Raw genomic sequence first — 9,853 nt, forward strand, 5'->3', positions numbered from 1 at the left:
AACCGACAGCAAGATTTCGAAAGTAAAAGATGGCCGGATTGAAAAAAGACATGCCCCACCCCGAGTCTCTGACCCTGCACGGCCAGACCCGGGTGCTGGAGATCGGGTTTTCTGACGGGGCGCAGTTCCGCATCCCCTTCGAGCTGATGCGCGTGTATTCGCCCTCGGCCGAGGTGCAAGGCCACGGCCCCGGCCAGGAAGTGTTGCAAACCGGCAAGCGCGAGGTTGGCATTGCCGAAATCGAACCTGTGGGCAATTACGCCGTGAAACCCACATTCACCGATGGGCACGAATCCGGCCTGTTCACCTGGGAATACCTGTACTTTCTGGGCGACCAGGAAGCAGCCCTTTGGAAGCAGTACGAAGACCGGCTGCAAGTGGCTGGTATGAGCCGGGACGCGCCCATGATCGAAGCCTCGGCGGGCGGCAGCTGCGGTCACAAGCATTGAGGAGGCGGGCATGAGCAGCACCCACTTCGGTTTCAAAACCGTCGACGAGAGCGAAAAAGCCAAGCATGTGCGTGGCGTGTTCGACTCGGTCGCGTCCAAATACGACGTGATGAATGACCTGATGTCCATGGGTCTGCACCGGGTGTGGAAGGCCTACACCGTGCAGGTGGCCAACCTCAAAGAGGGCGACCAGGTGCTGGACATTGCAGGCGGCACGGGCGACTTGTCCATGGCTTTTGCCAAAAAAGTGGGGGCCTCGGGCCGTGTGGTGCACACCGACATCAACAAAGCCATGTTGTCCACTGGGCGTGACCGGCTGGTCGACCACGGCCTGGCTTTGCCCACCTTGGTGTGCGATGCCGAGAAGCTGCCTTTTCCTGACCAGCTCTTCAACGTGGTCAGCGTGGCCTTTGGCCTTCGCAACATGACACACAAGGATGTGGCCTTGAAGGAAATGTGCCGGGTGCTCAAACCGGGCGGGAAATTGCTGGTCTTGGAGTTTTCCAAAGTGGCCAAACCCTTGGAAAAAGCTTACGACTGGTACAGCTTCAACATCTTGCCCCGGTTGGGCAAGTTGGTTGCGGGGGATGCCGAAAGTTACCGTTACCTGGCCGAATCCATCCGCATGCACCCCGGGCAAGAAGACCTGAAAACCCTTATGAAAAATGCCGGATTTGGCCATGTGGATTTTCATAATTTGTCGGCCGGGGTGGTAGCCTTGCACATGGGCATCAAGTGTTGAAGCCCGAAAATTGAATTTCCTGAGTTGGAGACACCATGAACAGCAAGTTGATGACACTGATGCTCGCAGGCGTGATGGCCTTGGGCAGCCTGAACGCCGAGGCAGCACGCCGCATGGGCGGTGGCAAGTCGTTTGGCCAGCAGTCAAACCAGGTTACCAAGCGCGATGCTGCGCCGCAGACGCCTTCGGCACCGGCCCAAAATGCAGCCTCCAGCAATGCCGCCAAGCCTGGTGCTGCGGGCGCTGCAGCTGCTGCTCCCAAGAAGCCTTGGGGTGCCATGCTGGGTGGATTGGCCGCTGGTTTGGGCTTGGCTTGGTTGGCCAGTTCGCTGGGTTTGGGTGAGGCCTTTGGCAGCATCCTCATGGCCTTGCTCATTGGTGCTGCGGTGTTGATGGTCATCGGCATGGTGATGCGCGCCCGACGAGGTGGCGCATCCAACGGCCCCGCCGGTATGGCTTACCAGGGTGCCGGTGCGTCGGCAGGAAACCCCGCCACCTTCAAGCAGTACAGCCCCAACAACGTCGGTAACGATGCTTCGGCACGGCCGTGGGAAGCCCAAAACACCCGTTTTGACAGCTCAGCATCCTCGCAAACCACGGGTTCCATGATCGGCTCGGGCATTGGCTCCGGCCTCAACGCCAGCAGCAGTGATGCCCTGAGCGGCTCGCAAACCTGGGGTGTCCCCGCCGGTTTTGATGTGGACAGCTTTGTCACTGCTGCCAAGCGCAACTTCGTGACTCTGCAAGACGCTTGGGACCGCTCGGACATTGCTGCCCTGCGTTCGATGATGACCGATGCCATGGTGTCCGAAATTCGCAGCCAACTCTCTGAGCGCGAAGCGCAGTTCCCTGGCCAGCCCAACAAGACCGAAGTTGTCATGTTGGACGCCCAGTTGTTGGGCATCGAAGAGCAGGCCGATGCTTACATGGCCAGTGTCGAGTTCAACGGCATGATCCGTGAAGACGCCGCTTCCGGCCCAAGCCCTTTCCGTGAAGTTTGGAACATGACCAAGTCCAAGCAAGGTGGCGGCTGGCTGGTGGCTGGTGTGCAAGCACTGCAATAAAAACCGGTTCATAAAGCCCTGAGTATTTGGGGCCTGCACTTTCGGGAATAATCGGGGACTATGGCAACACAGTCCCCTTTTTCATGGGCCGCTCAGGCGCTCCCCGACATGGTCAATCGCTTTGCGGCCAACTTCCAGCCTCCGGCCTGGGTGGTGGACGAGAGCGTCAACCGTCTTGTCTTGTTCCTCAACCATGTGCTGATGAGTGAGCCCGAGGCCATGGCCCGCTTGGCCCGCCAAAAAGGCCAGCGCATCGAGCTGGTTTGGGACCGCATCCAACTGCAACTGACCCCCACCCCCGCAGGCCTTCTTGAGCGTGGTCGCTTTGAGGGCTTTGATCTGCGCCTGACAGTGGCAGAAGAGTCACCGATCTCACTCGCATCGGCATTGGCCCAAGGTGCCAAACCTAAAGTGCGCATCGAAGGCGATGTGCAACTGGCCGCCGAGGTCAATTGGTTGATCGACCATGTGCGCTGGGACGCCGAAGAGGACTTGGCGGGCCTGATTGGGGACGCTGCGGCACACACATTGGCCCAAGCCGCCCGTCAGGCCGTGCTCGCTTTGCGCAGTTTTGTGGCACAGCGCCCCGGCACTGGGTTGCGAACGGGCAGCGCAGCATGATGCGCTGGGGCCGTTTCGGGCGCGGCGTATTCATTGTCTTCATCGTCTTGCGCTACGGCCTCGACGAGCTGGTGCTCTCTAGCTTTCAAAAGCCATGGATTCGCCTGTTAGCCCGCGTGCTCTCGGTGGGCCGTGACTTGCGTTCGCCCCGGGGAGTACGCCTGCGCGAAGCCCTGGAGCGTTTGGGGCCGATTTTTGTGAAGTTTGGGCAGGTGCTGTCCACGCGGCGCGATTTGCTGGCGCCCGACATTGCCGAAGAACTGGCCAAGCTGCAAGACCGGGTGCCGCCTTTCAGCTCGGCCATCGCGGTGGCCTCCATTGAGCGGGCTTTCAACCGCAAGGTGGATGATATTTTTGAAACCTTTGAGCGCGAGCCTGTGGCCAGCGCCTCGATCGCGCAGGTGCACTTTGCCACCTTGCGCGGCAAATCGGGCGATGTGCGCGAAGTGGCCATCAAGGTCTTGCGCCCGGGCATGCTGCCCGTGATCGACAAAGACCTGAGCTTGATGCGCATGATGGCGGGCTGGGTGGAGAGCCTGAGCGCTGACGGCAAGCGCCTCAAACCCCGCGAGGTGGTGGCCGAGTTTGACAAATACCTGCACGACGAGCTGGACTTGGTGCGCGAAGCCGCCAACGCCGCGCAGCTGCGCCGCAACATGCAAGGGCTGGACTTGGTGTTGATCCCCGAGATGATCTGGGACTTTTGTCACCCTGAAGTCATTGTCATGGAGCGCATGCACGGCCTGCCCATCAGCCAGGTCGACCGTTTGCGCGCCGCAGGGGTGGACATTCCGAAGTTGGCCCGCGATGGCGTGACGCTTTTTTTCACGCAAGTGTTTCGCGATGGGTTTTTCCATGCCGACATGCACCCGGGCAACATCCAGGTCAGCTTGGCACCAGAGACTTTTGGCCGCTATATTTCCCTTGATTTCGGCATCGTGGGCACACTCACCGAGTACGACAAGGAGTACCTGGCGCAAAACTTCACGGCGTTTTTCCGCCGCGACTACAAACGCGTGGCCGAGCTGCATATCGAGTCGGGCTGGGTGCCGCCCGAGACGCGTGTGGACGAGTTGGAGTCGGCGATTCGCGCCGTGTGTGAGCCGTACTTCGACCGACCGTTGAAAGAGATTTCTCTGGGCATGGTGCTGATGCGGCTGTTTCAGACCTCGCGCCGCTTTCAGGTCGAGATCCAACCCCAGTTGGTGCTGCTGCAAAAAACACTGCTCAACATTGAGGGCCTCGGTCGCGATCTGGACCCCGAGCTCGACCTGTGGAGCACGGCCAAGCCTTTTCTCGAAAAATGGATGCTGGAGCAGATTGGCCCCCAAAAGTTGTTGCAAGAGCTCAAGGCCCAAGCCCCGCATTACGCCAAACTGTTGCCACAGTTGCCGCGTTTGCTGCACGAGTACCTGAAACAACCGCGCCAAAGTGATCACCGCGAGTTGGCGCAGTTGCTCAAAGAGCAGCGCAGAACCAATGCTTTGCTGCAGACGCTGGTTTACATGGGCTTGGGTTTTGTCGCAACCCTGGTGTTGTTGCAGCTGTGGAGCCATTTGGCTTGGCGGTTTTAGGAGGCTACGGTGCGCCTCTTTGGGTGACCCGTTTCGGGACACGCCTGCGCGGTGGCGGTCAGTTGCGGGATTTGCGGGCTTGACGCGCTGAGTAAACCCCAAACGCCACCACGGCCAAGGTGACCACCACCATGAGCAAGGTGGCGGCGGCGTAAATGGAGGGGTTCACGCCGCGCCTAGCGTAGCTGAAAATGACCTGTGGCAAAGTGGTCACGCCAGGGCCAGACAAGAACTCTGAGATCACCACGTCGTCAAATGACAACGTAAAGGTCAGCAACCAAGCGGCCAGCAAAGCCTGTGAAATATTGGGCAAAGTCACCAAGAAGAACACTTGGCCGGGGCGGCAGCCCAAGTCCATGGCCGCCTCCTCGAGTGAGCGCTCCATTTCCTTGAGCCGAGACTGGATCACCACTGTCGCGTAGGCCATGCCCAGCAAGACATGCCCCAGCACGATGGTGGTCAGGCCTCGTTCGGGCCATCCCAGGCTGCGTTGGGCGCTGACCGACAGCAGCAGCAAAGACAAGCCAATGATCACTTCTGGCATGACCAGAGGGGCATTCAACATGGCCGTGAAAACGTTGCGTCCCCGAAACCGGGTGTAGCGAACGAGTGTGTAGGCCGCCAACGTGGCCAGCACCACCGACAGCGACGCACTGATGAAAGCCACCTTCAGCGAGACCAGAAAACCCTCCAGCAGACGAGAGTCATTGGCCAAAGCCTCGTACCAGCGCCATGAAAAACCGGTGAATCGACTGTCTTGACGGGTGCTGTTGAAGGAGAACACCACCAAGAAGGCCAGGGGTGCAAACAAGAACCCGTAGACCAAGCCCATCCAGAGTTTGCCAAAGTGGGCTTGTAGCCAACGGCTCATGAGCGCTCCTTCTCGGCTTGACGGGCCACTTTGGCGTTGTACCAAGCCAAGGGCATCACCACCCCTAAGATCATGATCACGGCCAAGGCTGAGGCACGAGGCCAATTGTTGCTGCTGAACATTTCATCCCAAACCACTCGGCCGATCATCACGTTCTCGGCCCCCCCCAACAAGGAAGGGATCACGAATTCACCCAGGCAGGGGATAAACACCAACATGGAGCCCGCCACAATGCCTGAACGGCTGAGCGGCACAGTGATCAGCCAAAAGGCTTTCCAGGGGCTGGCTCCCAAGTCGTGTGCGGCCTCCAGTAGCCGGGGGTCCAGTTTGACCAATGTGGCGTACAAAGGCAGGACCATGAAGGGCAGGTAAACATAGGTCATGCCCACCAGCATGGAAACATCGGTGTAGAGCATCTGGATCGGTTCGTGGATCACGCCCAGTGCCAGCAAGACATTGTTCACAATGCCTTGGTCGGCCAAGATGCCCTTCCACGCGTAAACGCGCAGCAAAAACGAGGTCCAAAAGGGCAGCATCACCATCATCAACAAAACCGGACGCCAAGCGGCTGAGGCGCGGGCCAGAAAATAGGCGAACGGGTAGCCTAAAAACAGGCAAAAAACGGTGGTCCAAAAAGCGTACTTGAGGGACAGCAGGTAGGCGCCGATGTAGAGGGTGTCACCCCAATGCCCATCGCGATCCACAAAGAGACTGACGTAGTGGCTCAGTTTGAGGTTGAGCTTCCAGCCGCCCAGTTCGGTGTGGGTCAGTAGCGGTGCAAACGGGTTGAGTTGCTCGCCCATGTCGGTGACACTCAATCGCAGCAAAATCAAAAAAGGCGCGGCAAAAAAGACCCACAGCCACACCGTTGGAATGCCAACCACGGTGCGCCTTCCCAAGCGCAAGGGTTCCACCAAGCGCGACAAGAACTGGATCATGCGGTCAAGAGAACACCCGCTTGGGTGTCCCAAAAGCAATAGACCGAGTCACCCCAGACGATGTCGTCCTCGTGGTTGCGGCTGCGGTTCGATTGGGTCACCTTGACCACGCTGTCATCGGGCAGCTTCACAAGGTATGTGCTGTAACTGCCCATGTAGGCGATTTCACTCACCACGCCCGACACCGTGTTGGCGGAACCCGCCGAGCCAACATCGGGGGGGCGTTTGTCGATGAAGATTTTTTCGGGGCGAACCGCCAGTGACAAAGCCATGCCCTGCGGATGGGACGAGCCGTGCCCCAGGGTGAAGCGGCCTTGAGGCGTTTGGATTTCGGATTGGCTGGCATCGGCTCGGGTCAGGTGGCCGTCAAACAAATTGATGCTGCCAATGAAATCAGCCACAAAGCGGCAATTGGGGGCTTCGTAAATTTCGGTCGGGCTGCCCAGTTGCAAAATGCGGCCTTGGCTCATGACCGCAATGCGCGAGGCCATGGTCATGGCCTCTTCTTGGTCGTGCGTGACCATGACGCACGTCACGCCAATGGATTCGATGATGTTGACCAACTCAAACTGTGTTTGTTCGCGCAGTTTCTTGTCGAGTGCGCCCAGGGGCTCATCCAGCAGCAGCAATTGGGGTTTGCGCGCCAAGCTGCGTGCCAATGCCACGCGCTGCTGCTGCCCACCCGACAGTTGATGGGGTTTACGGGCCGCAAACTTTTGCAGTTGCACCAACTCCAGCATGGCCTCTACCCGTTCGGCCATCGCGTCTTTGTCCATCCCCATGCGGCGCAGGCCAAAAGCAATGTTTTCCCAAACCGACAAGTGTGGAAACAAAGCATACGACTGGAACATCATGTTGATGGGCCGCTCGTAAGGGGGCAGCAAGCTGATGTCCTGCTCACCCAAAAAAATTTGACCCGAAGAAGGGGACTCGAAGCCGGCCAACATGCGCAGCAAGGTTGATTTGCCGCACCCAGAGCTGCCCAACAAGGCAAAGATCTCCCCTTTTGCGATGTCCAGCGAGACATCATCCACGGCCAGGACGTTGTCAAAACGCTTGCTCAGACTTCGGATGCTCAGAAAGCCAAGCGAGTCGGGCGGGGTGGTGCTCATGGAGGTGTCCTTCGGTTCAAGACTCAGGGCCGTGCACGCCACGGGCACGGCCTAGGGTTAACGGCCAACCAAGTGGTTGGGCGTCACTTGCCTTGTTTGAACGCGGTGTACACCGAGGTCAGGGACTCTCGGGCTGCGTTGGACAAGCTGGAGGGCGAGACCGCAAGTTGCAAGTTGGCTTCGTCCAAAAACACGCTCTTGTTTTGACCCACTTCTGGCGTGACTTGCGCCACGCTGGCTTTGTTGGCCGTGGGGTAGCTCAACTCGTTGGTCAAAGCGGCGGATACTTCTGGTTTCAAAAAGTAGTTGATGAACGCCATGGCGTTGTTGGGGTGCTTGGCATCTTTGGGCACGGCCAGATTGTCAAAGAACAACAAGCCGCCTGTTTTCGGCAGCAAGGCTTCTATCTCTTGGCCGCTTTGGTTTTCGATGGCACGGCTGCGCGCAATGTTGATGTCACCTGCCCAGCCCAATGCCACGCAGGCTTTGCCACCGGCCAAGTCATCGATCATGGTGCTGGAGAAAAGCCGGATGTCCTTGCGCACCTTGGCCAGCATTTCACCTGCCGCTTTGTGGTCGGCTGCGTCGGCCGAATAAGCATCCTTGCCGATGTAATGCAAGGCCGGTGGCATCACCTCGGTGGGGGAGTCCAGATAGGCGATGCCGCAAGACTTGAGCAGGCTGGTGTAGGTCGGGTTGAAGACCAGATCCCAGGCGTTGTCGGGCATGGGTGTGTTGCCCAGCGCTTTGCTGACTTTGGTCTTGTTGATGCCGACCGTGGTGAAGCTCCAGGCCCATGGCACCAGATGGGTGTTGCCGGGGTCAACTTTGTCGAGCTTGGCCATGATGGCCGGGTCCAAGTTGGTCAGATTTGGAATTTGCGTTTTGTCCAAAGGCCGCAGCAGGCCTGCTTCGATTTGCGATTTGGCAAATACCGCGCCGGGCACCACGATGTCATAACCCGAGCTGCCTGCGATCAGCTTGGCTTGCAAGGCTTCGTTGTTCTCGAATGTTTGGTAGTTGACCTTGATGCCACTTTCTTTTTCAAAGTCGGCGATCATGCCTTCGGCTATGTAGTCGGGCCAGTTGTAAATGTTCAACACCTTGTCTTCGGCGTTGCTGGTGCCCACTGCAGCCACAGGTGTCTGAGGAGACTCTTCCTTTTTGCCACAGGCGGCCAAGGTCAGTGCACACAAAGCGGTCAGTAAAAAACGTTTGTTCATGAACGTGAAAGCTCCATCAAGGTTGGGGATGTTGGCCAAAGCTGGGCCTACGCAAAATCGGCCTGCGCGCGATTGTATAAGAACGAACTTTTACTCGTTTTAACAGGGTATGTTCACAAACCTGACCAATGTTTACACCTTTGTGGCGGCCTGGCAGCGAGGTGTTTCTAGCAGAGCGCCCGGTTCAGTAAGGTCTTCGAATTACAATGGAGGGTTAAATTTTTCTCTCAGGAACCATCCCATGCCCATTTACGCTTACAAATGCGACGCCTGCGGCCATACCAAGGATGTTCTGCAAAAAATGAGCGACGCGCCCATGACCGACTGTCCGGCGTGTGGCGCGCCCAAATTCAGCAAGCAACTCACGGCGCCTGGTTTTCAACTCAAGGGCACGGGTTGGTATGCCACCGATTTCAAGGGTGGTGGCGCTTCCGCCGCTGCAGCCCCAGCGGCAGCCACGGCCGATGCGGTGGCCAGCCCAGCGCCGGCATCGGGAGGTGACAGCCCAGCTGCCCCCCCGGCCACGCCGACTGCAAGTGCTGGAGCTTGTGCAGCTTCCTGTGCCTGCCATTGATCGCTTTTGCGCACTGAATCCTACCGACTGCCCACTTCATGAAACAACGCAGCTTTAAACAGTATTTCATCACCGGCTTGCTGGTGTGGCTGCCCATGGGTATCACCGTTTGGGTGTTGACTTGGTTGGTAGGCCTGCTGGACGGGATCTTTTTAGCGGTCTTGCATGCCGCCGACACCTTGATTCCGGGCATGCATGCCTTGGCCGAGTATTTGCGAGGGGTACCCGGTCTGGGTGTGATTCTGGTGGCTTTGGTCATCTTCTTCACCGGGGTCTTTGTCGCCAACATGTTTGGCCAGTGGTGGTTGCGGCAGTGGGGCAAGTTGATCACCCGCATTCCGGTGGTTCGCACGATTTATACCAGTGTCAAGCAAGTGGCCGATACCTTGTTTTCGGGCACCGGCCATGCATTTTCTAAGGCCTTGTTGGTGCAATACCCGCGCCACGGTTCATGGACCATTGCATTTTTGACGGGTACGCCGGGGGGTGAGGTGGCCCGACATTTGACCCAGCCCATGGTCAGTGTGTACGTGCCAACCACACCCAACCCGACCTCTGGCTTCTTTTTGATGATGCCCAAGGCCGACGTGGTCGAGCTCGACATGAGCGTCGACGACGCCTTGAAATACATCATTTCCATGGGGGTCGTCGCGCCGGGTGGCCCTGACGCACTTCCCATGATCGA

At 58.3% G+C, this 9,853-nt stretch carries 11 protein-coding genes; 7 read left to right on the plus strand and 4 right to left on the minus strand.

Annotated features, from left to right (window positions below; all coding sequences use genetic code 11):
• The first annotated feature begins 29 nt into the window (after positions 1 to 29).
• The 5 genes from Q0341_RS02205 to ubiB all read left to right on the plus strand — a co-directional run bounded on the left by Q0341_RS02205 (position 30) and on the right by ubiB (position 4,450).
• Positions 30 to 449 (plus strand): DUF971 domain-containing protein, encoded by a 420-nt coding sequence (locus Q0341_RS02205; RefSeq protein ID WP_299510241.1) that lies wholly within the window; start codon positions 30 to 32, stop codon positions 447 to 449.
• Between the two features lie 10 nt (positions 450 to 459).
• A complete protein-coding gene (ubiE, locus tag Q0341_RS02210) occupies positions 460 to 1,191 on the plus strand; it encodes a bifunctional demethylmenaquinone methyltransferase/2-methoxy-6-polyprenyl-1,4-benzoquinol methylase UbiE (RefSeq protein ID WP_299510242.1) in 732 nt (243 codons plus the stop codon).
• Positions 1,192 to 1,226: 35 nt separating this feature from the next.
• Positions 1,227 to 2,255: a Tim44-like domain-containing protein gene (locus tag Q0341_RS02215; protein WP_299510243.1), complete on the plus strand. Its 1,029-nt coding sequence runs from the start codon at positions 1,227 to 1,229 to the stop codon at positions 2,253 to 2,255.
• A 108-nt stretch (positions 2,256 to 2,363) separates the two neighbouring features.
• Positions 2,364 to 2,876, plus strand: a complete 513-nt coding sequence (locus Q0341_RS02220; RefSeq protein WP_299510245.1) for a hypothetical protein — start codon at positions 2,364 to 2,366, stop codon at positions 2,874 to 2,876.
• Complete coding sequence (ubiB, locus tag Q0341_RS02225; RefSeq protein WP_299510257.1) at positions 2,876 to 4,450, plus strand: ubiquinone biosynthesis regulatory protein kinase UbiB; 1,575 nt, start codon at positions 2,876 to 2,878, stop codon at positions 4,448 to 4,450. The genes Q0341_RS02220 and ubiB overlap by 1 nt, the downstream gene beginning before the upstream one ends.
• A gap of 58 nt (positions 4,451 to 4,508) precedes the next feature.
• Here ubiB and Q0341_RS02230 read toward each other — a convergent pair whose 3' ends face one another.
• The 4 genes from Q0341_RS02230 to Q0341_RS02245 all read right to left on the minus strand — a co-directional run bounded on the left by Q0341_RS02230 (position 4,509) and on the right by Q0341_RS02245 (position 8,594).
• Positions 4,509 to 5,321 carry an ABC transporter permease gene (locus Q0341_RS02230; RefSeq protein WP_299510247.1) on the minus strand — a complete coding sequence of 271 codons (813 nt, stop codon included), beginning with the start codon at positions 5,319 to 5,321 and terminating at the stop codon, positions 4,509 to 4,511.
• Positions 5,318 to 6,259: an ABC transporter permease subunit gene (locus Q0341_RS02235; protein ID WP_299510249.1), complete on the minus strand. Its 942-nt coding sequence runs from the start codon at positions 6,257 to 6,259 to the stop codon at positions 5,318 to 5,320. Before Q0341_RS02235 ends, Q0341_RS02230 begins: the two co-directional genes overlap by 4 nt.
• Positions 6,256 to 7,371, minus strand: a complete 1,116-nt coding sequence (locus Q0341_RS02240; protein ID WP_299510250.1) for an ABC transporter ATP-binding protein — start codon at positions 7,369 to 7,371, stop codon at positions 6,256 to 6,258. The genes Q0341_RS02235 and Q0341_RS02240 overlap by 4 nt, the downstream gene beginning before the upstream one ends.
• 83 nt (positions 7,372 to 7,454) lie before the next feature.
• Entirely contained in the window at positions 7,455 to 8,594 is a 1,140-nt protein-coding gene (locus Q0341_RS02245; RefSeq protein ID WP_299510252.1) for an extracellular solute-binding protein, read from the minus strand.
• Between the two features lie 241 nt (positions 8,595 to 8,835).
• On the opposite strand from Q0341_RS02245, the gene Q0341_RS02250 reads away from it, so the two are divergent.
• Together Q0341_RS02250 and Q0341_RS02255 are read left to right on the plus strand one after the other, a co-directional pair.
• Positions 8,836 to 9,168: an FmdB family zinc ribbon protein gene (locus tag Q0341_RS02250; RefSeq protein WP_299510254.1), complete on the plus strand. Its 333-nt coding sequence runs from the start codon at positions 8,836 to 8,838 to the stop codon at positions 9,166 to 9,168.
• 38 nt (positions 9,169 to 9,206) lie between these two features.
• Positions 9,207 to 9,853: DUF502 domain-containing protein (locus tag Q0341_RS02255; RefSeq protein ID WP_299510255.1), on the plus strand; the 647-nt coding region annotated here is incomplete at its 3' end.

It is taken from the genome of uncultured Limnohabitans sp. (genome assembly GCF_937889215.1).
Taxonomy (GTDB): domain Bacteria; phylum Pseudomonadota; class Gammaproteobacteria; order Burkholderiales; family Burkholderiaceae_C; genus Limnohabitans_A.

What these genes read in the sequence shown, in the direction of transcription:
- Q0341_RS02205 (WP_299510241.1), top strand. Translation starts at nt 30, where the DNA reads ATGGCCGGATTGAAAAAAGACATGCCCCACCCCGAGTCTCTGACCCTG.
- ubiE (WP_299510242.1), top strand. Translation starts at nt 460, where the DNA reads ATGAGCAGCACCCACTTCGGTTTCAAAACCGTCGACGAGAGCGAAAAA.
- Q0341_RS02215 (WP_299510243.1), top strand. Translation starts at nt 1,227, where the DNA reads ATGAACAGCAAGTTGATGACACTGATGCTCGCAGGCGTGATGGCCTTG.
- Q0341_RS02220 (WP_299510245.1), top strand. Translation starts at nt 2,364, where the DNA reads ATGGTCAATCGCTTTGCGGCCAACTTCCAGCCTCCGGCCTGGGTGGTG.
- ubiB (WP_299510257.1), top strand. Translation starts at nt 2,876, where the DNA reads ATGCGCTGGGGCCGTTTCGGGCGCGGCGTATTCATTGTCTTCATCGTC.
- Q0341_RS02230 (WP_299510247.1), bottom strand. Translation starts at nt 5,321, where the DNA reads ATGAGCCGTTGGCTACAAGCCCACTTTGGCAAACTCTGGATGGGCTTG.
- Q0341_RS02235 (WP_299510249.1), bottom strand. Translation starts at nt 6,259, where the DNA reads ATGATCCAGTTCTTGTCGCGCTTGGTGGAACCCTTGCGCTTGGGAAGG.
- Q0341_RS02240 (WP_299510250.1), bottom strand. Translation starts at nt 7,371, where the DNA reads ATGAGCACCACCCCGCCCGACTCGCTTGGCTTTCTGAGCATCCGAAGT.
- Q0341_RS02245 (WP_299510252.1), bottom strand. Translation starts at nt 8,594, where the DNA reads ATGAACAAACGTTTTTTACTGACCGCTTTGTGTGCACTGACCTTGGCC.
- Q0341_RS02250 (WP_299510254.1), top strand. Translation starts at nt 8,836, where the DNA reads ATGCCCATTTACGCTTACAAATGCGACGCCTGCGGCCATACCAAGGAT.